The following is a 23,437-nucleotide window of genomic DNA, read 5'->3' as shown; positions in this document are numbered from 1 at the left end:
CCCATCCAAGGAGCATCCATGCGCATCGCCTTCGCCTCCTGCATGACTTCTTTCCGCTTCCCCGATCAATCTGCATGGGACGAGATCGCGGCGCGCCAGCCGGACGTGCTGGTGCTCCTGGGCGACTCCGCCTACTACGATGCCGACGGCGCCAGCATGTCGCAGGTGAAGAGCATGAGCGCGCACGATTTCGCCGTGCACGCTCATGGGCGGCTCGCGCGGCAGATCGCGCGGCCCAGCTTTCAGGCGCTCGTTGCCCAACCCCAGCTCACGACCCACGCGATCTGGGACGACCACGACTTTCTCTGGAACGGCGCCTGCGGCGCCGAGATCGCCGGCCAGCCGCACCTCAGCCACCTGATCCCGCCGAGCCGGGCCGTGTTCGCGGCCTACCGCAAGGCGCTGGCGGCGCGCCTGGCCCCGGGCAGCTTCCCGCCCGCGCCATTCATATGGGATGCCACGACCCCCGAGCCCGGCTACAGCAATGTCGCGCTCGGCCAAAACGTGCTGCTGCACCTCACCGACGGACGCAGCTACAAGACGCGGCGCGGCCGCAAGGCCTTGCTGGGTGCCGCCCAGATGAGTGCGATCGAGGCGGCCTGCAACGCCGCCGATCCGTCCACCGTTCACCTCATCGCATCGGGCATCGTGTTCGATGCGCGCAATGGCGAAACCTGGCTCGACTGCAAGGACGAGTACGGGCGGATGCAGGCGCTGGCCATGAACCATCGCATCCTCATCCTGAGCGGCGACATTCACGACAACAACCTGGCCTCCTATCGCCTGACCAACGGGCGGTTCCTGTTCGAGGCCACCTCGTCGGGCGCCGCGGTGTGCACGGCCGTCACCGTCGGCGCCGAGCAGCGCAACTGGGGCTTGCTGAACGTCGACGCGAATCGGGTGGGCATCGAGATCTTCAAATCGGGCGTGACTCAGTACGCCGGCAGCATCGACCGCGCCACGTGGACCTAGTCTTGCCGCCCCGTGCCGGCGTACGGGTGTCATGCCATTTCTGATGCAACAATCCGCCGCATCGAGCGTTCCGCCCACCATGCCCCAGACACGAATTGCCCTCGTCGAAGACGACTTCAGCATGCGCGAGCGCATTGCGCGCGTGGTCAGGGCCGACCCGTCCCTCGAGCTGGCCCACAGTGCCGGCACGGCACGGGAGATCCTCGAATGGTTGGCCGAGAATCCGGTCGACGTGCTGCTGGTGGACCTGGGCCTTCCGGATCGATCCGGCCTCGACGTGATCCGCGACTGCCGGCGCACGCAGCCCGCTTGCGCGGTGATGGTGGTCTCGATCTTCGGCGACGAGGGCAACATGGTTCAGGCCTTCGAGGCCGGCGCGAGCGGCTACCTGCTGAAGGACGGCACCGAAGCCGATCTTGCCACCCACATCCGCAACCTGCGCGCCGGCGGATCGCCGATGTCGCCCGTCATCGCGCGGCAGCTGCTGCGCCGCTGGCAGGCCCATCAGCAGCAGGAGCCGCCGGCGGCCGTCGCGCCCCAGGCCGCCGCAGCCTCCTCTCCGCACGAGCGCCTGTCGCCGCGGGAGTTCGAGGTGCTCGACCTGGTGTCCCGAGGCTTTCCCTATGCGGAAGTGGCGGTGCGCATGGGCGTATCGGTCTCCACCGTGCAGACCCACATCCGCAACATCTATGGAAAGCTGGATGTCCACAACAAGTCGGAAGCAGTGTTCGAGGCGCGAAGCCTGGGCTGGCTTCCGTAGCCGCGGCGCCATGCAGGGCGCCATCCGCGCCGTGACGCGCTGCCTCGCCTTGGCGATCGCCGCGCTGACGGCGGTCGCTGCCGGCCCCGCCGCCGCCGAGATCCACAGCGTGGGCGCGGCCACGGCGACCCTCCGGCCCGAGGGACTGCCGTCCGCCAGCCGGGAGGTCGAGCTTCCGTTTCGCTGGGACCGCGAATACCCGGGGCGCGGTGGAACGGTCAGCTACCGGATCACGCTGCCTCCCGGCGCCACGCTGGACGGCGGGCCGCTGGCACTGCTGCTGTCCGGTGTCGGCAACCAGGCTGCCATCTCCCTGAACGGGACCGTCGTCGCCCGCCTCGGCATCCTCGGCGAGCGCGGGTACGACGCCTCCAAGGCGAGCCACCTGATCCGGATTCCCGCGGCGCTGCTGCATGCCGGCCAGCCCGACGAGTTGCTGATCGAGGCGACGGTACAGCGCCAGCGGGGCGCCGGGCTGAGCGCGGTCAGGTACGGCTCCGAAGCCGCGATCGAGCCCCTCGAGGCGGCGCAGCGGCGATGGCGGCACACCTCGTCCATCGTCTACGCCGTGAGCCTGCTGCTCATGGGCGGGCTGGCGGCGGGCCTCTGGTGGCGGCAGCGCGATGCACTCTACGGCTGCTTCAGCCTGGCGGCCTTCTCGGGCGTGATCCGCAACCTCGATCGCGCCTGGCTCGACGTTCCCGTGCCTTGGCCGCTCTGGGGCGCGATGGTGGCGGTGGGCTATGCGTGCCACATCGGCTTCATCGCCCGCTTCGTGCTGCTGGTCCTGGACCGCAATCCGCCCTGGCTCGTCAGGACCATCCACACGGTGCTGGGCACCGCCGTCGTGCTGGCCTGCGCTTCCTTCGGGCTCGCGCGGCCGGCCCTCTGGACCGCCAGCCTCATCCTGCTCCAGCTCACCAGCATGGCCTGTCTGCCGCTGGTGCTGCGCGAGGCCTTCGTCGCGCGCCGGCGCATCGCGTGGGTGCTGGTGGCGGCCGGCACCCTGGCCGTCACGGCGGGTGCCCACGATCTGCTCGCCGTGCGCATCGGCCTCTTCGGTGGCGCCGAATTCACGCTGACCTCGCACGCCATGTTCTTCTTCGTGCTGATCCTGGCTGGCGTGGTGATCGAGCGCTACAGCCGCTCCGTGACCGACTACCGGGCGCTGAACGCCAACCTGGCGGAACGCGTGGCCGAGCGCGAGCAGCAGTTGCGGGGTGCGTTCGACGAGCTGCGTGCGCAGCAGCAGGAGCAGGCGGTGTTGATCGAGCGGCAGCGCATCATGCGGGAGATCCACGACGGCGTCGGCTCGCAACTGGTCGGCCTGCTCAACATGGTGACGCAGCGCGGCTCCAGCACGGCGGTGCTGGAGGAGCACGTGAAGCTGGCGCTGGACGAGATGCGCATGGCCGTCGATTCCCTGCAACCCACGCACGACGACCTCGCGACGATGCTGGCCACGTTGCGCTACCGGTTGCAGCCCCGCCTCGACGCGGCTGGCATTGCACTGGACTGGGATGTCGCGGCGATTCCACCGGTCGCCTCGTTCACGGCCCAGGTGGCGCTTCAGTTCCAGCGCATTCTGCTGGAAGCCTTCACCAACGTGCTGAAGCACGCGCGGGCCTCGCGGATCTTCATGCATGCGAGCTGGCGCGACGGCGCGCCGCCCCGCGTGCGCATCGTGCTCACGGACAACGGCGTGGGCATCCAGGACGCGCCGGCAATGCTCGGCGCCACGGGTCACGGCACGGCGAACATGCGGGCGCGAGCGATGGCGATCGGTGCCACGCTGCAAATCGAAGCGGGTGCCGACGGCGGCACGTCGGTGGTCCTCGACTGGCCTTGCCACCCGGCCTGACGATCAGGGTAAGGCCCGATCGCCGCTTGCCGCTTCACGCATTCCGATGCCGCACAATCCCGTCAAGAAGAGAAACAACAGCGGGTAAGGAGGAGAGATGGCGTACGAGCTGCTGAGGAGGATCATCGCGGGCGGGCTGCCGATGACGGTCACGCACGCGGAGGACATCGAACACCTGCGCATCCTGCGCGACGCGGGCTATGTCAAGGCGGACATCCCGATGGACGACGGGGCGGCCGCGGTCGTCAACGCGGTCACGCCGCTCGGTCGCACGGCGCTGCGCTACTTCGGCGGCGAATAGCGGATCCTCCTTCGTGCGCAGTTAAGATCGCTTGTCACCGCCGACCGCCGCAGGCGGTGGGATGCCGGGCCCCTCGCGAGGGGCTTTTTAATGGCCGAACTGACAGTGGGAGAGGGCAGTGAGCCATGATGGGTAATTCGTCATTCGCAGGGTTGGGCAACTCGTCATTCGCGAGCCTCACGCCGGCACCGGCATCCGCCGACGAGGCCGAACCGTGGGTGCGCGGCGAGTTGATCCGCAGCCTGATGCGGGTGTCCCGCGGCTCCTACCTGCTGGCCGCGGCGCTGATGCCGGCCATGGTCGGCCTGAGCTGGGGCCATGTGCCGCCCTGGCAGCTGTTCGCCTGGCTCGCCATCGGCATCGGCGCCACCGCCTGCCGCATCTGGGGCGAGCAGCTCTACGGCCGGCACTACGCCGACCGCGACTCGGCCGCCCAGCAGTACTTCGTCGAGCGCTACCGCTTTCTCTGGAGCGCCAGCGCCTTCGCCTGGGGCCTGTCGATCCTGATCTTCTTCGAGCGCACGCCGCTGGTGAACCAGTTCATGAGCTGGCTGATCGTCGCCGGCGTGGCGACCTTTCCGCTCAACGGGCTGGCGCTGCATCCGCCGCTGCTCAAGCGCTACGTCAACACGCTGTTCGTCACCATGCTGCTGGCGGTCGTCTTCCGCGTGATCGAACTCAAGTTTGAACGGCCGCATTTCCACTACGGTTTCCTGCTCTTGCCGGGGCTGCACTGGTGGCTGCTGCTGCGCGCGGGGCGGCGCATCCACGAGACGGCGCGCAACAGCTTCGAACTGCTGTTCCATAACCACATCCTGATCAACTCGCTTACGCAGCAACGGCAGGCGGCGGTGTCGGCGGTGGCCATGAAGAACCGCTTTCTCGCCAGTGCCGCGCACGACATGCGCCAGCCCGTGCTGGCGCTCTCGCTCTACGCCGACTGGCTGCGCAACGAGCCCGAGCTGGTGGCCGAGATCGCGCCGAAGATCGTGCGCGCGACGCATGCAGTCAATGCGCTGTTCGACTCGCTGTTCGACCTCGCGCGCATCGATTCCGGCCAGGTGCGGCTGCACATCGAGCGGGTGGATGTCGCCCAGCTGCTGCACGATCTCGAACTGCAGTACCGGCCGGTGGCCGAGGCCAAGGGATTGACCTTTCGCATGCACGTGAGCTCCGGCACCGTGCTGACCGACCCGATCCGCGTGCGCCGCATGATCGGCAACCTGCTGGCCAACGCGATCAAGTACACCGCCGAGGGCGGCGTCCTGCTGGCCTCGCGGCACACGCGCGACGGCCTGCGCGTGGAGGTGTGGGACACCGGCATCGGCATCGCGCGCGAGCACTTGCGCGACGTGTTCCTGGAGTTCTACAAGGTGGCCGACCATGCCGGCACGTCCGATGGCTTCGGCCTGGGCCTGGCGATCGTGGCGCGGCTGTCGCATGCGCTCGGGCATCCGGTCAGCGTGCGCTCCAGGCTGGGCCGGGGGAGCGTGTTCCGAGTCGCCTTGCACGACGCCGACGAATCCCAGGCGCAGACGCGTATTTCGGGCGCCGTAGGATAAAAAAACCGGGCCACGAGCCCGGTTTTTTTAGGGGTTGCTGGAGAGCAATCCGTTCGTGCGGGCGTGGTGCAGCGCCTGCGTCCGGCTCTTCACGCCGAGGCGCCGGAACAGGCGCCACAGGTGCACTTTCACCGTGTGCTCGCTGATGTCGAGCTCGGTCGCGATGTCGCGGTTGCTCATGCCCTGGTCGAGCATGGCGATCAGCTGGGTCTGGCGCTTCGACAGCTTGCTGTTGGCGGCGGCCACCGGCTCCTCGGCGTCGGTGTCGGCCATCAGGAGGCCGCGCAGCGCGGCGGTGAGTTCGGCGGAACTGGCCGACTTCTCGATGTAGGTGTCGGCACCGGCCTCGATGCAGGCCTCTTCCATATCGGCTGCCGGCGAGGCCGAGTAGACCGCAACCGGAACGTCGGGGTAGATCTGCTTCACCGCGATCACGCCTGAAACGCCTGTCACATCGGGCAGTTTCAGGTCGAGGCAGAACAGGCCCGGCGCGCCATGCTGCTTGACGGCGCTGGCCAGCTTGTCGAGCCGTTCCAGCTCCACGATGTTCTCGGCCGGCCGCAGGCGCCGCAGCACCATCACGATGGCGTCGCGCATCAAGGGGTGATCGTCGATGACATAAATACTCATAACTTTTTTCTCACTGTGTGCGCGCTGGCCGGCGGTGCCGGCCGTTGTCGCGCGGAATCTTCCCTAGTTCTTTTCGTTTGCAGTCCCTGCAAGCGCCTCCAATGCGTCCGTTGCCGTACGCATGCCGGCATTGTCGATGGGTTCGAGTTGCGCGGCGATCAGGGTCAGTCCGGCGCCGCGCTGCTCGCGCAGCGTGGCGATGGCCCGGCCCGCCTCCTGCGGCGACGCGAAACCTAGACTTTGTATCAGTTGTGCACCGTTCGCGTCGAGCAGCTTGAAATAAAAAAGCCCGTCTTTTTCGCGGTATTGCTTGAAACTCGGACGCGCGGCCTTGGCTGCCTTGCGGGCCGTGCCCTGGCTCCCGGCCCCCAGATTGCGCAGGCCGACGGCATGGCGCAGCTCGGCCATGAAGGGGCGGGAGAGCGCTCGCGCCTTGTCGGCGCCGGCCAGGAGGATCTTCTCGATCTGCGCCGGGTCATTGAGCAGGGCATCGTAGTGTTCGCGCATCGGCGCGACCTCGCGGTCGATGCGCTCGAACAGGATCTGCTTGGCATCGCCCCAGCCGATGCCGTCGGCGTAGGCTTTGCGCAACGCTTCGGTTTCCTCGCCGTCGGCGAAGGCCTGGTAGATCTGGAACAGCGCCGAGCCCTCGGTGTCCTTGGGCTCGCCGGGTGCGCGCGAGTCGGTCACGATGCCGGCAATCAGCTTCTGCAGCTGGGCGCGCGGGGTGAAGAGCGGGATCGTGTTGTCGTAGCTCTTGCTCATCTTGCGGCCGTCGAGGCCCGGCAGCGTGGCCACCGCGTCGTCGATCTCGGCCTCGGGCAGCGTGAAGTGCTCGCCATAGAGATGGTTGAAGCGCTGCGCCATGTCGCGCGCCATCTCGATGTGCTGCACCTGGTCGCGGCCCACCGGCACCTTGTGGGCGTTGAACAACAGGATGTCAGCGCCCATCAGCACCGGGTACATGAAGAGGCCGGCGCTCACGTCGGCGTCCGGGTCCTCGCCGCGCGCGATGTTCTTGTCCATCTGCGCCTTGTAGGCATGGGCGCGGTTCAGCATGCCCTTGCCGGTGACGCAGGTCAGGAGCCAGGTGAGTTCGGGAATCTCGACAATGTCGGACTGGCGGTAGAAGGTGACGCGCTCCGGATCGAGCCCGCAGGCCAGCCAGGTGGCGGCGATCTCGAGGGTCGAGCGCTGGATGCGCGCCGGCTCGTCGACCTTGATCAGCGCGTGGTAGTCGGCCAGGAAGTAGAAGCTCTGCACATGGGCCTGGCGGCTGAAGCGCACCGAATGCCGCACCGAGCCGACGTAGTTGCCCAGATGCGGCGTGCCGCTGGTGGTGATGCCGGTGAGGAAGCGGACGGGAGCGGTGGAGGACGTTGCCATGGGGGAAAACTCAGCGCAGCAGGGCCGTGAGGGGGGAGATCAGCAGGTTGATCGCCTGGTAGCCGAAGCTCATCAGCGGGCGCAGCCACCAGGTGCTGACGATGCCGGCGATGACCAGGCCCATCACGATGAAGAAGCCGTAGGGTTCGATGCGCGCGAGGAACTCCTGCGCGCCGCCGCGCGGCAGGAGGCCGGCCAGCACCCGGCCGCCGTCGAGCGGGGGCAGCGGAAACAGATTGAAGGCCCACATCACGAGATTGACCAGCACGCCGCCTTGGGCCATCTTGATGAAAAAGGTTTCGTCGACGCCCGCGGCGACCAGGCCGACCAGCAAGAGCGCCCACAGGATGGCCTGGATGAAATTCGAGACCGGCCCCGCCAGCGCCACCCAGATCATGTCGCGTTTCGGATTGCGCAACTGGCCGAAATTGACCGGCACCGGCTTGGCATAGCCGAACAGGAAGGCGCCGGAGGTCGCGAAGTACAGCAGGAGCGGCATCAGGATGGTGCCGATGGGGTCGATGTGCTTGACCGGGTTGAGCGTCACGCGCCCCAGCACGTAGGCCGTGTTGTCGCCGAGGTAGCGTGCCACGTAACCGTGGGCCGCCTCGTGCACCGTGATCGCGAAGACCACGGGCAGTGCGTAGATCAGCACGGTTTGAATCAGGTTTGAAATATCCACCAACCCATTGTCTCAGACCGGCCAGGGAGGCCGGGCTCAAAGGCCGAGCACCGCCAGCGCGCCGCGGCCCTGCCGCACCAGGACCGGATCGCCGCCCATGCCCATCGGCGTGAGGTCGACCACCGTGGTCGGCTCCGAAGGGCAGGCGCCGGCGTCGATCACGGCGCCGATCTGCTTTTCGAAGCGTTCGCGGATCAGCTGCGCATCGTTGAGCGCCTCGGTCTCGCCGGGCGGGATCAGTGTGGTGGCCAGGAGCGGCTCGCCGTGCAGCATGAGCAGTTCACCCAGCACCCTGTGGTCGGGCACGCGCAGGCCGATGGTCTTGCGCTGCGGATGGCTGACGCGCCGCGGCACTTCCTTGGTGGCTTCGAGCAGGAAGGTGTAGGGCCCGGGCGTGGCCGCCTTGAGCAGCCGGTACTGCTTGTTGTCGACCCGCGCATAGGCGGCGAGCTCGCTCAGGTCGCGGCAGATCAGCGTCAGGTGGTGCTTCTCGTCGACCTGGCGGATGCGGCGCAGTTGGTCCACCGCATCCTTGTCGTCCAGGTGACAGGCCAGCGCATAGCTCGAATCGGTCGGCACCGCGACGATCTCGCCGCGCGCCAGCAGGGCGGCGGCCTGCTTGAGAAGGCGCTGCTGCGGGTTGTCGGGGTGGAGTTCGAAGTACTGGGCCATGGCCTTGCGCATTCTGCCTAGGATTCGGCCGGCTCGATCGGCACGCGGCGCTCGCGCACCGTGAGCCAGGCGCCGGCCGCGCCGCAGATCGCGATCGTCGCGATGCCGATCAGCGAGAGCCGGTCCGGCACCTGCGAGAACATGAGCCAGCCGCCCAGCATCGCAAAGGCGATCTGCGCGTAGAGGTAGGGCGTGAGGGTGGAGGCTGGCGCGCGCTGGTAGGCCAGGATCAGGATGAAATGGCCGACCGTGCCCATGAAGCCCATCAGGCACAGCAAGGCCCACCAGTGCCAGCCCGGCAGTGCTGCCCACGCGAAGGGCAGGGTGAGGGAGGCGATCAGCGTGCCGACCCAGCCGGTATAGAAGTGCATCGTGAGCGGGTTCTCGGTCTGCGCCAGCTTGCTGGTCAGCACCTGGAACCAGGCGTTGGTGAGCACCAGTCCGATCGGCAGCAGCACCGCCCAGCTGAAGGCTTCGCCACCCGGGCGCAGGATGACCAGCGTGCCGGCGAAGCCGCCCGCCACCAGCGCCCAGCGCAGTGGCGACACCTGTTCCTTGAGCGTGGTCGCGGCCAGGAGCGTGATGACCAGCGGCGCGATCAGTACCACCGAGGTGAACTCGGCCAGCGGCATGTAGCGCAGGCTGAGGAAGGCCAGCGTGCTCGACGCGAGCAGCAGGGCGCCGCGCAGCAGCTGGTACTTGGGATGCTGGGTGCGCAGCAGCGCGGGGCCGTGCTTGGGCAGCAGCACGACCGTGGTCGCGACCGCCTGGAAGGCATAGCGGAACCACACGCCCATCAGGATCGGCACGCCGGCGGTCGAGAGCTTGGTGGCGGTGTCCAGCGTTGCGAAGCAGGCGACGGCCAAGAGCACCAGGCCGATGCCGGCCAGGATGCGCTCGGATGCGATGTCGCGCGTGCTCTTCCGGACGGCCAGGCCGCCGCTCGTCGACGGCCCGGTCACTGGATGCGGTGCTCCAGCAGCTCCCACACCGGCGTCAGTTTGCCGGGGAGCCAGGGAAGTTTGCCCAGGTCGCAGTGACTCTCGTCGGGGCTGTGGAAGTCGCTGCCGCGCGAGGCGGCGAAGCCGAACTCCAGCGCCTTGTCGGCGTACTCTTCGTATTCGGCCGGCGAGTGGCTGCCGGTGACGACCTCGATCGCCCGGCCGCCGTGCTCCTTGAATTCGAGGAACAGGGCGTACTCCTCGTTGGCAGTGAACCGGTAGCGGCCGGGGTGCGCGATCACGGCCAGCCCCTTGGCGCCGGTAATCCATCGCACCGCGTCCTTCAGCGTGGCCCAGCGGTGCGGCACGTAGCCGGGCTTGCCTTCGGTGAGGAACTTGCGGAACACCTCGTTGGTGTCGCGGCAGTGGCCCTGCTCGACCAGGAAGCGTGCGAAATGCGTGCGCGAGATGAGCTCGGGATTGCCGACGAACTTGAGCGCACCTTCGTAGGCGCCATGGATGCCGACCTTGGCCAGGCCTTCGGACATCGCTATGGCGCGTTTGCCGCGGCCGCCGCGCGTGTCGTAGAGGCCCTCGGTTATCGCCGCGTCCTCGGGGTCGAAGCCCAGGCCCACGATGTGCACCGTTTCATTGGCGAAAGTGACCGAGATCTCGGTGCCCGTGAGGTACTTCATGCCCTGCTCGCGGGCCGCCGCGGCTGCGCGGTGCTGGCCGCCGATTTCGTCATGGTCGGTCAGGGCCCAGAGTTCGACGCCGTTGGCGGCGGCCCGGGCGGCCAGCTCTTCGGGGGTCAGGGTGCCGTCGGACACCACGGAGTGACAGTGCAGGTCTGCATTGAGGATGGAAGACACGCCACGATCTTATTCTTTTCGTCTTTTCAGCGTTTCTTGCGGAATGCCGCCCAGGCCGCGATCGCGGTGAAGCTCAGCACGATCGCCACCACCACCCAGAAGCCGTGCTTGTCCTCGGCCAGCGGGATGCCGCCCACGTTCATGCCGAACAGGCCGGCCAGGATGTTGATCGGCAGCGCCAGCACGGTCACCACCGTCAGCACGAACAGGCTGCGGTTGTTGTCCTCGTTGACGTTGGCCGCGATCTCTTCCTGCAGCAGCTTGATGCGCTCCTGCAGCGCACCCATGTCGCGCAGCACCACCGAGAACTCCTCGGTCGAGCCGCGCAGTTCCTGGGCATCGGCTTCGGCCATCCAGGAGGGCGGGCGCTGCAGCAGCCGGAACAGCGCCGCCGGTTCGGGCGCCAGCAGGCGCTGCAGCCGCACCAGCAGGCGGCGCATCGCGCCGAGCCGGGCGCGCTTGTGGTCGAGTCGGCCGGCCAGGAGTTCGTCCTCGATCGTGTCGATGCGCGCCGTCACGCCGCGCACGATGTTCACCAGCACCTCGGCCTGCGCGCGCAGCAGGTGTTCGAGCAGCTCGGTGGTGGAGCGCGGCGCATCGCCGGCCTTCACCGCCGTGCGCAGCGCGTCGACCGAGCGCAGCGGCTTGGCGCGCGCCGTCACCACCAGGCGCGGGCCGACGCTGATCCACAGGGTGGAGATGTCCGAGGGCTCGAAGCTGAACTCGAAATGCACGTCGTTGATGACCGCGATCAGCGAATCGTCGGCGCGCTCGATGCGGGTCGAATGCAGGCCTTCCTTCAGCGTCTCGAAGAAGGTGTCGGACAGGTCCGCATGCCGCTGCAGCCAGCGCTCGGCCTGCGCGTGGCTCAGGTTGAAGTGCAGCCACAGGAAGGCGCCGGCCGGCGGCTCGGCCTGCTGCAGCCAATCGGCCGCAGCGGCGGAATCGATGGCGCTCGCCGGCTCTTCGGCCGCTGCGTCGAAGAGGTAGCCGCAGATCAGGCCTGCTTCGTCCCCGCCATACGATGCGGTGGCGATATCCCGGGGTGAGGGCAAGGCGGAGCGGTTCAGAACGTCAGGGGGTCGGAAGGCAGGCGAATCCCGCCAATGCTGTGCGTCTCATATGTCAGTATCGTGACGACACGCCGAAAGCGCCTTTTCTGTCACGTGTTCGTCATGCAGGCGGGGCAGCATGGTCTTTTCCCCTGATTCGAGCCGACCATGACGCTGCCCAGCACCCTCAGCGACCACAACGACCTGATGGAGCGCATCGCGCGCGACCTGGTCGACAGCTACGACGAGGAGTTCGAGCTCGAGATCGAGGATCGCAATCTCGAGGAGCTCGAATCGGGCCGCACCGCCGACAAGGCCGCGCGCCAAGCCTATTTCAAGGAGCTCTTCCGCCTGCAGGGCGAACTGGTCAAGCTGCAGGACTGGGTGCAGCACAGCCGGCAGAAGGTGGTGATCCTGTTCGAGGGCCGCGACGCGGCGGGCAAGGGCGGCGTGATCAAGCGCATCACCCAGCGGCTCAATCCGCGCGTGGCCCGCGTGGCGGCGCTGCCGGCGCCCAACGACCGCGAGCGCACGCAGTGGTACTTCCAGCGCTATGTGGCCCATCTGCCGGCCGCGGGCGAGATCGTGCTGTTCGACCGCAGCTGGTACAACCGCGCCGGCGTCGAGCGCGTGATGGGCTTCTGCACCGACGACGAGTACGAGGAGTTCTTCCGCACCGTCCCGGACTTCGAGCGCATGCTGGTGCGCTCGGGCATCAAGCTCATCAAGTACTGGTTCTCGATCACCGACGAAGAGCAGCACATGCGCTTCCTGGGCCGCATCCACGACCCGCTCAAGCAGTGGAAACTGAGCCCGATGGACCTGGAATCCCGCCGCCGCTGGGAGGAATACACCAAGGCCAAGGAAACCATGCTCGAGCGCACCCATATCGAGGAGGCGCCTTGGTGGGTGGTGCAGGCCGTCGACAAGAAAAAGGCGCGCCTGAACTGCATCAGCCACCTGCTGGGCCAGCTGCCCTACCACGAGGTGCCGCACCCGCCCATCGAACTGCCGGCTCGGGTGCGCAATGCCGACTACCTGCGCCAGCCGGTGCCGGAGTCGATGTACGTGCCCGAGGTGTACTAGCCCAGGCCGGGCGCGGAAGCTGCTAAGGTGTACCGGGCCGGTGAATCCGGCCCACGCATTCACCATGGCCCGTCGTCCCCCGACCTTCGCCGCTTCGGCATTCACGCGCGCCTACCAGCGCAGCCTGAAAGCGCTCACCAATGCCACGCTGCGCAGCGGCACGCGCATCGCGGGCGAGGTGACGCGCGCCGCCGCCAAGCAGCTCAAGCCGCCGCGCGGCCCCGGCGACTGGCTGTCCGGCATGGCCATCGGCCCCGGTGGCGCGCGCCGCTATCACCTGTACCGGCCGCCTGATATCCAGCCCGGTGAACGCCTGCCGCTGCTGGTGATGCTGCACGGCTGCGGGCAGACCGGGCGCGACTTCGCGGTCAGCACGCGCATGAACCTGCTCGCGGCGCGCGAGCGCTTCTTCGTGCTCTACCCCGAGCAGGACCGGCTCGCTCATCCGCAGGGCTGCTGGAACTGGTACGACCGGCGTTCCGGCAAGGCCGACGCCGAAGCCGCGACCCTGATGTCCGCGCTCGACCAGGCCTGCACGCTCTATCCGGTGGACCGCGAGCGTGTCGCCGTGGCCGGCCTCTCCGCCGGCGCCAGCATGGCCGCCTTGCTGGCCACGCGCTACCCGGTGCGCTTCAAGGCGGTAGCCATGCACTCCGGCGTGGCGCCCGGCGCCGCCAGATCGCCGGCCACCGCGCTGGGCGCCATGCGCGGGCGCCACGTGCCGCCCATGCCGGCGACCGCCGTCGGCAAGGCCATGGGCGCCGCCGCCGTCTTCACCACGCTGCCGCCCCTGCTGGTGCTGCACGGCGATGCCGACGTCGTGGTCTCGGCCAGCAATGCGGGCAGCACGGCGGAGGTCTGGGCCACGGCCACCGGCGCCAAGCCCGGCGCGGAGCGTACGCTGCAGCGCGGCAAGCGGCATGCGATGCGCGTGACCGAATTCAAGCGCGGCGGCCGCACCTTCGTGATGCTGTGCGAAGTGGCCGGCCTGGGCCATGCATGGAGCGGCGGGGCGCCGCGGCTGCCCTTCAGCGATGCAGCCGGGCCGAGCGCCACGCGCCTGATCTGGGCCTTCGCGGCCAAGCAGTTCAAGGTGGCCGCGGCGGTCTGAGGCCATGCCCGGCGTTCCGTACGACCCCAGTCGCACCGCGCTCTACTCGCCCGAGCGGCACGAGACGCTGTTCGAGCCCGGCCAGAGCTACACGCCCGCGCAGTGGGCCGTCGAGGCCGCACGGCTGGCCTACTACCGCGCCGAGACTTCGGAGGCCGAGCGGCTGCGTTTGACCGAGGCGCTGCGCCACGCCGGCTTCGGCGCGCCGAAGCTCATCGCGCACGCCGAGACCCACGGCTTCGCCTTTGCCGCCCTGCATGCCGACGGCAGCGCGCTGCTCGCATTCCGCGGCACGCAGCCCGACGAGATTCGCGATCACGCGACCAACCTGCAGGCGCACCAGGTCGACTGGGCCGAAGCCGGCGGCCGTGTGCACGCGGGCTTCGCGCGTTCGGCGCGCGCCCTGTGGCCCGCGGTGCGCGAGTGGGCGGAAGGCGAGGCCGCCGGCCGCAGCGCCTTGATCATGACCGGCCACAGCCTCGGCGGCGCGCTCGCGATGCTGATCGCGACCCTCCTGCCGCCGACCCTGCTGGTCACGCTGGGCTCGCCGCGCGTGGGCAACACCGAGTTCGTCGCGGCCCTCGCCGGGATCGAGATCGTGCGCCTGGTCGACGGCTGCGATCTCGTGACGCAGCTGCCGCCTGCCTTCTCGCTCTATGCGCATGCGGGGGCCACCAGCTATATCACCTGCGCCGGCGAGTGCCTGCACAACCCCGACGCCAGCTTCATCGAGGCCGACCGCACCCAGGGCCGCACCCGCTACGTGATCGACCATGCATGGCGCCGCGGCGCCGTGCTGCTGCGCGACCTGGCGGATCATGCGCCGATCAACTATGCGAGAGCGTTCTTCGCGTGATGCAGGAAAATTCGTTCTCATAATTGCTACAATTGAAGCAAAATTGAGAACATGCCCGGTATTGCCGAATATCTGCTGGGCCAGACACGCTCGCGCGTGTTGGCCGCCCTGTTACTGCACCCGGAGAAGGCGCTGCACGTACGAGAGCTGGCACGCCTGACAGGCGCATCGGCCGGCTCGCTGCATCGAGAGTTGCGCGGCCTGAGCGACGCCGGGCTGTTACTGCGCAGCGAGGTCGGCCGCCAGGTTCACTACCAGGCGAACACGCAAAGCCCGGTGTTCAATGACCTCGCCGGTTTGCTTCGGAAGACGGCCGGGGTCGCCCGTACTGCGTGACGCACTTTTTCCTCTAGGCGAATCCGTGTCGCTGGCCTTCGTCTACGGTTCGATGGCCTCGGGCACGGAGAGCCCACGCAGCGACGTCGACGTGATGGTGCTGGGAAGCGCACGATTCGCGGATGTCGCGTTGGCCTTGACCGAAGCCCAGGCGACATTGGGCCGAGAGTGTTGAGCATCGGAAGGCTCAAGGCGCACGTCGCCACCGCACTTGAGATGGTGTCCCTGAAGAAGCATCCGAAAAGAAATCATCCGGATCTTCTGCGCCGCTGAGGCCTCGTACGCCACCCGGCGTATTCCCGCTCCGTGACCGATTCCGCAGACTCCCCTCCATCGTTCAAACCACCAGGAGAAGGAGTCTTCATGCAACAACGTCGTTTCACCCTCAAGGCGCTCACCGCCGCCGTGGCGCTTGCCAGCCTGTCCGCCGTGCCGGCCTTCGCCGCCGACACCATCAAGGTCGGCGTGCTGCACTCGCTGTCGGGCACGATGGCGATCTCGGAAACCGTGCTCAAGGACACCGTGCTCATGGCGATCGACGAGATCAACGCCAAGGGCGGCGTGCTCGGCAAGAAGCTCGAGCCCGTGGTGGTCGATCCGGCCTCCAACTGGCCGCTCTTCGCCGAGAAGACCAAGCAGCTGCTCGGCCAGGACAAGGTCTCGGTGATCTTCGGCTGCTGGACCTCGGTGTCGCGCAAGTCGGTGCTGCCGGTGGTCGAGGAAATGAACGGCCTCCTGTTCTACCCCGTGCAGTACGAGGGTGAAGAGCTCAGCAAGAACGTGTTCTATACCGGCGCCGCGCCCAACCAGCAGGCCATTCCCGCGGTCGACTACCTGATGAGCAAGGACGGCGGCGGCGCCAAGCGCTGGGTGCTGCTGGGCACCGACTACGTCTATCCGCGCACCACCAACAAGATCCTGCGCGCCTACCTGAAGAGCAAGGGCGTGAAGGACACCGACATCGACGAGAAGTACACGCCCTTCGGCCACAGCGACTACCAGACCATCGTGGCCGACATCAAGAAGTTTTCTTCCGGCGGCAAGACGGCCGTGGTGTCGACCATCAACGGCGACTCCAACGTGCCCTTCTACAAGGAACTCGGCAACGCCGGCCTGAAGGCCAAGGACGTGCCGGTGGTCGCCTTCTCCGTCGGCGAGGAAGAGCTGCGCGGCGTCGACACCAAGCCGCTGGTCGGCCACCTGGCCGCATGGAACTACTTCATGTCGATCAAGAACCCGACCAACACCGCCTTCATCAAGCAGTGGAGCGACTACGCCAAGGCCAAGAACATCGCCGGCCACAAGGACAAGCCGCTCACCAACGACCCGATGGAAGCCACCTACATCGGCATCCACATGTGGAAGCAGGCGGTCGAGAAGGCCAAGAGCACCGACACCGACAAGGTGATCGCGGCGATGGCCGGCCAGACCTTCACCGCGCCTTCGGGCATCGTCTCGAAGATGGACGAGAAGAACCACCACCTGCACAAGAGCGTGTTCATCGGCGAGATCAAGGCCGACGGCCAGTTCGGCGTGGTGTGGAAGACGCCGGGTCCGGTCAAGGCCAAGCCGTGGAGCCCGTACATCGAAGGCAACGACAAAAAGCCGGACCAGCCGGCAGGGAAATCTTTGTAACACCCTCAGGCTGCGCGCACTTCGTGTCGCTACGCCAACCCCCTTGCAGGGGGCAACACCAGCGGACCGGCGGAGCCGGATCCGCGGTGTTCCTGGAACAGAGAACGCCGTGTACACATTCTTGCGCTCCATCTACTGCTGCGCGGCGGCGCTCGCGCTGCTCGCCGCCGCTCCTGCCCACGCGCTGACCGCCGACGAGGCGAAGGCCATCGCTTCGGGCGATTCCGAAAACCGCATTGCCGCGCTCAACAAGGCCGTCGCCACGGCCGACGAGAAGACTTCGGCCTTCATTCAGGCCATGGCCGACGATGCGGTCAAGTACACCGAAGACCGCGTGTTCCTCATCAGGGACGACAAGGCCTTCGACCCTGTCACCGGCGCCGAGCAGAAGCTGCCCGACAACGCCGAGGACGTGGTCAACAACAACCTGATGCGCGGCGCGCTCGATGCCGCGCAGGCCGCACTCAAGCTCACCAGCAAGGACGAAGCGGTGCGTGCCGAAGCGGCGCAGGCCCTCTTCAAGGAGCCCGACGAGTCGCGCCTCCCATTGGTCGAGAAGGCGCTGGCCGCCGAGACCAACGCCAAGATCAAGGCCCAGCTCGAACTGGTGCGCGCCGCCAGCATGCTGAGCAGCGCCGACAAGGCCAAGCGCATCGCCGCGGCCAAGGCGCTCGGCGAGAGCCGCAATCCCGACACCAAGCTGCTGCTCAACCAGCGCCTTGCCGACGAGACCGACCCCGAGGTCAAGGCCGTCATCGACGCGTCCATCCGCAGCATCGACGGCGCGCTGGTCTGGGGCGACCGCATCAACGCGATCTTCAGCGGCATCAGCCTCGGTTCGGTGCTGCTGCTCGCCGCGCTGGGCCTCGCCATCACCTACGGGCTGATGGGCGTGATCAACATGGCGCACGGCGAGCTGATGATGATCGGCGCCTACGCCACCTACGTGATGCAGGGCATCTTCCAGCGCTACATGCCCGAGGCGGCCTTCGGCTGGTACCTGGTGGCTGCGATTCCGGTCGCCTTTGTCGCCTCGGCGCTGGTCGGCGCGGTGCTGGAACGCGGCGTGATCCGCTTCCTCTACGGCCGGCCGCTCGAGACCCTGCTCGCCACCTGGGGCATCAGCCTGATGCTGCAGCAGCTGGTGCGCTCGCTCTTCGGCGCCCAGAACGTCGGTGTCGAGAACCCGGCCTGGATGAGCGGCGGCTTCACGATGCTGAGCAACGTCACGCTGCCGTGGAACCGTATCTGCATCGTCATCTTCGCGGGGCTGGTGCTGCTGGCGATGGGCTGGCTCATCGGCAAGACGCGCCTGGGCCTCTTCGTGCGCGGCGTCACCCAGAACCGGCCGATCGCCTCCTGCATGGGCGTGAACACGGCGCGCATCGATACCTATGCCTTCGCGCTCGGCTCCGGCATCGCGGGGCTCGCGGGTTGCGCGCTCTCGCAGATCGGCAACGTCGGCCCCGACCTCGGCCAGAGCTACATCGTCGATTCCTTCATGGTGGTGGTGATGGGCGGCGTCGGCCAGCTCGCCGGCACCGTGTATGCGGCCATGGGGCTGGGCGTGCTCAACAAGTTCATCGAAGGCTGGGCCGGCGCGGTGCTCGCGAAGATCGCGGTGCTGGTCTTCATCATCATCTTCATCCAGAAGCGGCCGCAGGGCATCTTCGCAGTCAAAGGCCGGAGCGCCGAGGCATGACCCGAGTCGCACTTCCTTCCAAGGGCCCGCTCCTGAGCGGCAAGGGCTGGACCGCCTTTTTCATCGCATTGATCGCCGTCTGCGCGCTGGCGCCGGTGCTCAACCTGCTGGTGCCCGCGGGCAGCCCGCTGCACATGAGCGACTACGCGGTGGCGCTGGTCGGCAAGATCATGTGCTACGCCATCTGTGCGCTGGCCATGGACCTGATCTGGGGCTACACCGGCATCCTCTCGCTGGGCCACGGCCTTTTCTTCGCATTGGGCGGCTACATGATGGGCATGTACCTCATGCGCCAGATCGGCCGCGACGGCAACTACAAGAGCGAGCTGCCGGACTTCATGGTCTTCCTCGACTGGAAGACGCTGCCCTGGCACTGGAGCTTGAGCGACAGCTTCGTCGCCACGCTGATCCTGATCGTCGCGGTGCCGGGCCTGATCGCCTTCGTGTTCGGCTTCTTCGCCTTCCGCTCGCGCATCAAGGGCGTGTACTTCTCGATCATCACGCAGGCCATGACTTTCGCGGCGATGCTGCTGTTCTTCCGCAACGAGACCGGCTTCGGCGGCAACAACGGCTTCACCGATTTCAAGCGCATCCTCGGCGTGCCTATCGCGACGCAGGAGATGCGCATGACGCTCTTCGCGCTCACCGGCCTCACGCTGCTCGGCTTCTTCCTGTTCGCCAGGTGGCTGATCGGCAGCAAGTTCGGCCGCGTGCTGCAGGCGATTCGCGATGCCGAGTCGCGCGTGATGTTCTCGGGCTACAACCCGCTGCCCTACAAGCTCACGATCTGGGTCATCTCGGCCATCATGTGCGGCGTGGCCGGTGCGCTCTATGTGCCGCAGGTGGGCATCATCAATCCCGGCGAAATGAGCGCCGCCAACTCGATCGAGATCGCGATCTGGGCCGCGGTCGGCGGCCGCGCCACGCTGATCGGCCCGATCCTCGGCGCCTTCATCGTCAACGGCGCCAAGAGCTGGCTCACGGTGGCCTACCCGGAGTACTGGCTCTACTTCCTGGGTGCACTTTTCATTGCTGTCACGCTGTTCCTGCCGAACGGCATCGTGGGCTTGGTCAAGAAATGGGCGGCCAGGGAGAAGGCGCCGGCGAGCGAAGGCCGGCGCGAGGCGCAACGTGCCATGGCTGCGGAGCAGGGCGTCGAGCCCTCTGCGCTCGCGCCGCTGGTGGTGGAAGCGAAGGGAGCCCGCGCATGACGCCCGATCTGATGGAAGCGGGCGCGGAGCGCATCGCGCGGCACGGCCACGGCGACCGTGCCAGCCTGACCGAATCGGGCGGCCGCGAAGCCGGCTACGGTCGCCATGCGACGGCGGGCGAGGTCGACACCACGCACGGCCGCATCCTCTACCTCGAGGACGTGAGCGTGAGCTTCGACGGCTTCAAGGCCATCAACAAGCTCTCGCTCGACATCGCGCCGGGCGAGCTGCGCTGCATCATCGGCCCCAACGGCGCCGGCAAGACCACGATGATGGACATCGTCACCGGCAAGACCCGGCCCGACGAAGGCACCGTCTTCTTCGGCAGCACCATCGACCTGCTGCGCCACAAGGAAGCCGAGATCGCGCAGCTCGGCATCGGCCGCAAGTTCCAGAAGCCGACCGTGTTCGAACACCTCACCGTGTTCGAGAACCTCGAGCTTGCGCTCAAGACCGACAAGGGCGTGAAGGCCTCGATGCTGTTCAAGCTCGATTCGGCGCAGAGCGACCGGCTGGCCGAGGTGCTGCACACCATCCATCTCGAAGGCAGCGTGCTGCGCCTGGCGGGCAACCTGAGCCACGGGCAGAAGCAGTGGCTCGAGATCGGCATGCTGCTGATGCAGGATCCGAAGCTGCTGCTGCTGGATGAGCCGGTGGCGGGCATGACCGACGAGGAGACCGCGCGCACCGCCGAGCTCTTCCTCAAGCTCAAGGGCCAGCACTCGCTGATGGTGGTGGAGCACGACATGAGCTTCATCCGCACCATCTCCGAGATCGTGACGGTGCTGTGCGATGGGTCGGTGCTGGCGCAGGGGACGCTGGACGAGGTGCAGGCGGACGAGCGCGTCATTGAGGTCTATCTGGGAAGGTGACTATGCTTTCAGTCAAGAACATCCACCAGTACTACGGCGGCTCCCACATCCTTCGCGACGTGAGCTTCGAAGCCCACGCCGGCAAGGTCACCGTGCTGCTCGGCCGCAACGGCGTCGGCAAGACCACGCTGCTCAAGTCGCTGATGGGCCTGGTCCCGATCAAGAGCGGCAGCATCGAGTTCGACGGCGCGCCTATCCACAAGAAGACGCCCTACGACCGCGCCCGTGCCGGCATGGGCTTCGTGCCGCAGGGCCGCGAGATCTTCGCGCGGCTCACGGTCGAGGAGAACCTGCGCATGGGCCTGGCCTACAGGCCGGGCTCGACGCCGGTGCCGCCCGAACTCTACGAAGTCTTCCCGGTGCTCAAGCAGATGCTCAACCGCCGCGGCGGCGATCTCTCGGGCGGGCAGCAGCAGCAGCTCGCGATCGCGCGCGCGCTCGCGCCCAACCCGAAGCTCCTGATCCTCGATGAGCCGACCGAGGGCATTCAGCCCAGCATCATCAAGGACATCGGCCGCGTGATCCGCATGCTGGCCGAGCGCGGCGACATGGCCATCGTGCTGTGCGAGCAGTACTACGACTTCGCGCAGGACCTGGCCGACGACTACCTCGTGATGGAGCGCGGTGAAGTGATCGCGCGCGGTCTCGGCAAGGACATGGAAGCGCAGGGCGTGCGCCAGCTGGTCGCGATCTGAGTGCGCCCGCGGGCCGGCCGCGCCCGTTGGCGGTACGCTCCGGGCATGCAGGAATTGATAGCTCTGATGGTCGACCACGCGATCGCCGTGGTGTTCCTCGTGAGCTTCGCGGCCCGCGTCGGGCTGCCGGTGCCGGCAGCGCCGGTGCTGGTGGTGGCCGGCGGATTGGCGGCCGTGGCGGAGCCGGCCCTCCTCGCAACCATGGTGCTGGCCGCGGTGCTCGCCAACGTGCTGGGCGACGGCGTCTGGTTCTATACCGGCCGCACCTACGGCTACCGCTTCATGCGCCTGCTCTGCAAGATCTCGATCTCGCCGGACTCCTGCGTGCGGCGCAGCGAAACGCTGATCGGCCGCTGGGGTGGCATGTCGCTGGTGGCTGCCAAGTTCGTGCCCGGCGTCTCGGTGGTGGCGCCGCCGATGGCGGGTGCGCTGGGCATGTCGACGCCGCGCTTCCTCGCCTTCGAGACGGCGGCCGCGCTGCTGTGGGCCGGCGTGTTCCTGGGCCTGGGCTGGCTGTTTCGCGAGCAGATCCAGGCGGTGCTCGATGCCCTGGCCAATGCCGGCAGCGTCGCGACCGCGGCGCTGGTGATCGTGCTGGCCGCCATGCTGGCGCTGCGCTGGTGGCGCCGTCGCGCCATGCTGCGCATCACCAGCATGCCGCGCGCCACCATCGACGAGCTGTTTGCCCTGATGGAAGGCGAGGCGCCGCCGATCGTGGTCGACGTGCGCGGCGAGGCCGGCGTCCAGGTCGATCCGCGACGCATCCCGGGCGCGCTGCCGATCCCGCTGAAGGCGCTGCAGCAGCGGCGAGCGGACCTGCCCTTCGAGGACAGGGGGCGCGAGATCATCCTGTACTGCAGCTGCCCCAACGAGGTGTCGGCCGCGTTGGCCGCGCAGGCCTTGATGGCGCGCGGCTTCGTGCGCGCGCGGCCGCTGGCCGGCGGACTCGAAGCCTGGGTGGAGGCCGGGCGGCCGACCACGCAGCACTGAAATTCAGGGGGCCAGCAGCCGCAGCAGGGTGTTGGCGACCACCAGCGTCGCCTTGTGCAGTTCGTCCAGCGGAACGCGCTCGTCGGCGCGGTGGCCGTTGGCTTCGAGCAGCGTCTGCGGGCCGGCGCCGTACATCACGGTGGGGATGCCAGCCTCGCTGTAGAGGCGCGCATCGGTATAGAGCGGCACGCCGATCGGCGTCACCGGCTTGCCCATCACGGCGGCGGCCTCGCGGCACACGAGATCGGCCAGCGCCTGGGCGCCGGGCGCCGGTGCGAACGGCCGGGCCAGCAGGATCTGCCTGATCTCGACCGAGATGCCCGGCAGCGCGCGGCAGGCGTCCTCGATCACGCTGCGCAGCTCGGCCTCCGCGGCTTCGGGCACTTCCTCCGGAACGATGCGCCGGTCGATTCGCAAGCTCAGCGTGTCGGCGACCACGTTGGTGTTGATGCCGCCGTCGATGAGGCCGACCACCATCGTCGGATGCGTGATGCCGGGTGTTTGCGAAGGCCGGCCGGCGAGTGCATCGCGGTAGCGGTAGAGCGCGGGCAGGAGCGTCGCCGCGGCCTCGATGGCATCGTGGCCGGTGTCGGGGCGCGCGGCATGGGCCGACTTGCCGCGCACCGTCACCTCGAGGTGCAGGCAGCCGTTGTGGGCCACCACCACGTGGTGCGAGAAGGCTGCCGAGAGCACGTAGTCGGGACGACTCAGGCCTTGCGAAAGAATCCAGCCCGGCCCGGTCATGCCGCCGGTTTCCTCGTCGTAGGTGAAGTGCAGTTCGACCGTGCCGGCCAGCGGCATGCCGGATGCGTGCAGCTGCTTCAGCGCGCGCAGGGCAAAGGCATAGGTCGTGAAGTCGGACTTCGATACCGCTGCACCGCGGCCGTAGAGCCAGCCGTCCCGCACTTCGCCGCCATAAGGGTCGACGCTCCAGCCCGAGCCCGGCGGCACGACGTCGCCGTGGGCGTTGAGCGCCACCACGGGACCGTCGCCGAAGCGTTCGCGCACGATCAGGTTGGTGATGCTTCGCACGCCGTGCGCCGCTGCGAATTCGGCCGGCACCGCATGCCTTTCGACATCGAAATCCATGGCCTCGAGCAGGCGGGCCGTGAGCTCCGCATGCGGCGCGCAGTCGCCGGGCGGATTGTCGGAAGGGCATTGCACCAGTTGCGCGAGCGTGCGCACCTGCCCGTCGAAATGCGTGTCGATGAACTGGCGCAGTGTGTCGCGCGCGGAAGAAGAGTCGGTCATG

Annotated in this window: 24 protein-coding genes; 16 read left to right on the top strand and 8 right to left on the bottom strand. The window is 67.7% G+C overall.

The window, feature by feature from the left end; all coding sequences use genetic code 11:
* Window positions 1-18: 18 nt before the first annotated feature.
* From ACSQ9I_RS22525 to shkS, 5 genes are all read left to right on the top strand, one after another.
* A complete protein-coding gene (locus ACSQ9I_RS22525) occupies window positions 19-972 on the top strand; it encodes an alkaline phosphatase D family protein (RefSeq protein WP_093106116.1) in 954 nt (317 codons plus the stop codon).
* Between the two features lie 79 nt (window positions 973-1,051).
* Window positions 1,052-1,732, top strand: a complete 681-nt coding sequence (locus ACSQ9I_RS22520) for a response regulator transcription factor (protein ID WP_436314533.1) — start codon at window positions 1,052-1,054, stop codon at window positions 1,730-1,732.
* 10 nt (window positions 1,733-1,742) lie between these two features.
* On the top strand, window positions 1,743-3,593 hold the full coding sequence (locus ACSQ9I_RS22515) for an ATP-binding protein (protein ID WP_436314532.1): 1,851 nt from the start codon (window positions 1,743-1,745) through the stop codon (window positions 3,591-3,593).
* A gap of 97 nt (window positions 3,594-3,690) precedes the next feature.
* Window positions 3,691-3,894 (top strand): hypothetical protein, encoded by a 204-nt coding sequence (locus tag ACSQ9I_RS22510; RefSeq protein ID WP_436314531.1) that lies wholly within the window; start codon window positions 3,691-3,693, stop codon window positions 3,892-3,894.
* Between the two features lie 125 nt (window positions 3,895-4,019).
* A complete protein-coding gene (gene shkS, locus ACSQ9I_RS22505) occupies window positions 4,020-5,456 on the top strand; it encodes a surface-behavior sensor histidine kinase ShkS (protein WP_436314530.1) in 1,437 nt (478 codons plus the stop codon).
* 27 nt (window positions 5,457-5,483) lie between these two features.
* Here the strand turns inward: shkS and ACSQ9I_RS22500 are convergent, their stop codons facing one another.
* From ACSQ9I_RS22500 to ACSQ9I_RS22470, 7 genes are all read right to left on the bottom strand, one after another.
* Window positions 5,484-6,086 carry a response regulator transcription factor gene (locus tag ACSQ9I_RS22500; RefSeq protein ID WP_436314529.1) on the bottom strand — a complete coding sequence of 201 codons (603 nt, stop codon included), beginning with the start codon at window positions 6,084-6,086 and terminating at the stop codon, window positions 5,484-5,486.
* Between the two features lie 63 nt (window positions 6,087-6,149).
* Window positions 6,150-7,472 carry a tryptophan--tRNA ligase gene (locus ACSQ9I_RS22495; RefSeq protein WP_436314528.1) on the bottom strand — a complete coding sequence of 441 codons (1,323 nt, stop codon included), beginning with the start codon at window positions 7,470-7,472 and terminating at the stop codon, window positions 6,150-6,152.
* A gap of 10 nt (window positions 7,473-7,482) precedes the next feature.
* Entirely contained in the window at window positions 7,483-8,154 is a 672-nt protein-coding gene (locus ACSQ9I_RS22490; protein WP_436294974.1) for a site-2 protease family protein, read from the bottom strand.
* Between the two features lie 36 nt (window positions 8,155-8,190).
* Window positions 8,191-8,826: an L-threonylcarbamoyladenylate synthase gene (locus tag ACSQ9I_RS22485; RefSeq protein ID WP_093111282.1), complete on the bottom strand. Its 636-nt coding sequence runs from the start codon at window positions 8,824-8,826 to the stop codon at window positions 8,191-8,193.
* Between the two features lie 17 nt (window positions 8,827-8,843).
* Entirely contained in the window at window positions 8,844-9,788 is a 945-nt protein-coding gene (locus ACSQ9I_RS22480; RefSeq protein WP_244504086.1) for a DMT family transporter, read from the bottom strand.
* The gene (locus ACSQ9I_RS22475) at window positions 9,785-10,639 is read right to left on the bottom strand and encodes a 3',5'-nucleoside bisphosphate phosphatase (RefSeq protein WP_436314527.1); all 855 of its coding nucleotides are present in this window, start codon (window positions 10,637-10,639) and stop codon (window positions 9,785-9,787) included. The genes ACSQ9I_RS22480 and ACSQ9I_RS22475 overlap by 4 nt, the downstream gene beginning before the upstream one ends.
* Window positions 10,640-10,665: 26 nt before the next feature.
* Window positions 10,666-11,694: a transporter gene (locus tag ACSQ9I_RS22470; protein WP_436314526.1), complete on the bottom strand. Its 1,029-nt coding sequence runs from the start codon at window positions 11,692-11,694 to the stop codon at window positions 10,666-10,668.
* A 165-nt stretch (window positions 11,695-11,859) separates the two neighbouring features.
* On the opposite strand from ACSQ9I_RS22470, the gene ppk2 reads away from it, so the two are divergent.
* The 11 genes from ppk2 (at window position 11,860) to ACSQ9I_RS22415 (ending at window position 22,185) form a co-directional block, all read left to right on the top strand.
* The gene (gene ppk2 / locus ACSQ9I_RS22465) at window positions 11,860-12,777 is read left to right on the top strand and encodes a polyphosphate kinase 2 (protein WP_436314525.1); all 918 of its coding nucleotides are present in this window, start codon (window positions 11,860-11,862) and stop codon (window positions 12,775-12,777) included.
* A 64-nt stretch (window positions 12,778-12,841) separates the two neighbouring features.
* A complete protein-coding gene (locus tag ACSQ9I_RS22460) occupies window positions 12,842-13,888 on the top strand; it encodes an extracellular catalytic domain type 1 short-chain-length polyhydroxyalkanoate depolymerase (RefSeq protein WP_436294976.1) in 1,047 nt (348 codons plus the stop codon).
* 4 nt (window positions 13,889-13,892) lie between these two features.
* Window positions 13,893-14,744, top strand: a complete 852-nt coding sequence (locus ACSQ9I_RS22455) for a lipase family protein (protein ID WP_436314524.1) — start codon at window positions 13,893-13,895, stop codon at window positions 14,742-14,744.
* A 51-nt stretch (window positions 14,745-14,795) separates the two neighbouring features.
* Complete coding sequence (locus ACSQ9I_RS22450) at window positions 14,796-15,080, top strand: winged helix-turn-helix domain-containing protein (protein ID WP_244504087.1); 285 nt, start codon at window positions 14,796-14,798, stop codon at window positions 15,078-15,080.
* A 25-nt stretch (window positions 15,081-15,105) separates the two neighbouring features.
* Window positions 15,106-15,255 (top strand): nucleotidyltransferase domain-containing protein, encoded by a 150-nt coding sequence (locus tag ACSQ9I_RS22445; protein ID WP_436314523.1) that lies wholly within the window; start codon window positions 15,106-15,108, stop codon window positions 15,253-15,255.
* 188 nt (window positions 15,256-15,443) lie between these two features.
* The gene (gene urtA, locus ACSQ9I_RS22440) at window positions 15,444-16,715 is read left to right on the top strand and encodes an urea ABC transporter substrate-binding protein (RefSeq protein WP_093111174.1); all 1,272 of its coding nucleotides are present in this window, start codon (window positions 15,444-15,446) and stop codon (window positions 16,713-16,715) included.
* 157 nt (window positions 16,716-16,872) lie between these two features.
* Window positions 16,873-18,417 carry an urea ABC transporter permease subunit UrtB gene (gene urtB / locus ACSQ9I_RS22435; RefSeq protein ID WP_436315801.1) on the top strand — a complete coding sequence of 515 codons (1,545 nt, stop codon included), beginning with the start codon at window positions 16,873-16,875 and terminating at the stop codon, window positions 18,415-18,417.
* Entirely contained in the window at window positions 18,414-19,628 is a 1,215-nt protein-coding gene (gene urtC, locus ACSQ9I_RS22430) for an urea ABC transporter permease subunit UrtC (RefSeq protein WP_436294979.1), read from the top strand. Before urtB ends, urtC begins: the two co-directional genes overlap by 4 nt.
* Window positions 19,625-20,500 carry an urea ABC transporter ATP-binding protein UrtD gene (urtD, locus tag ACSQ9I_RS22425; RefSeq protein ID WP_436314522.1) on the top strand — a complete coding sequence of 292 codons (876 nt, stop codon included), beginning with the start codon at window positions 19,625-19,627 and terminating at the stop codon, window positions 20,498-20,500. Before urtC ends, urtD begins: the two co-directional genes overlap by 4 nt.
* A gap of 2 nt (window positions 20,501-20,502) precedes the next feature.
* The gene (gene urtE, locus ACSQ9I_RS22420) at window positions 20,503-21,195 is read left to right on the top strand and encodes an urea ABC transporter ATP-binding subunit UrtE (RefSeq protein WP_093111180.1); all 693 of its coding nucleotides are present in this window, start codon (window positions 20,503-20,505) and stop codon (window positions 21,193-21,195) included.
* Window positions 21,196-21,261: 66 nt separating this feature from the next.
* A complete protein-coding gene (locus ACSQ9I_RS22415) occupies window positions 21,262-22,185 on the top strand; it encodes a rhodanese-like domain-containing protein (protein WP_436294981.1) in 924 nt (307 codons plus the stop codon).
* A 3-nt stretch (window positions 22,186-22,188) separates the two neighbouring features.
* Here the strand turns inward: ACSQ9I_RS22415 and ACSQ9I_RS22410 are convergent, their stop codons facing one another.
* Window positions 22,189-23,436, bottom strand: coding sequence for a M20/M25/M40 family metallo-hydrolase (locus ACSQ9I_RS22410; RefSeq protein WP_436314521.1), 1,248 nt, complete (start codon window positions 23,434-23,436; stop codon window positions 22,189-22,191).
* Window position 23,437 lies beyond the last annotated feature (1 nt).

Source organism: Variovorax sp. LjRoot84, from assembly GCF_964254305.1.
Classification (GTDB): Bacteria; Pseudomonadota; Gammaproteobacteria; order Burkholderiales; family Burkholderiaceae_C; genus Variovorax.
Note: the sequence above shows the minus strand (reverse complement) of the source record. Positions and strands in the feature narration are given on the sequence as shown.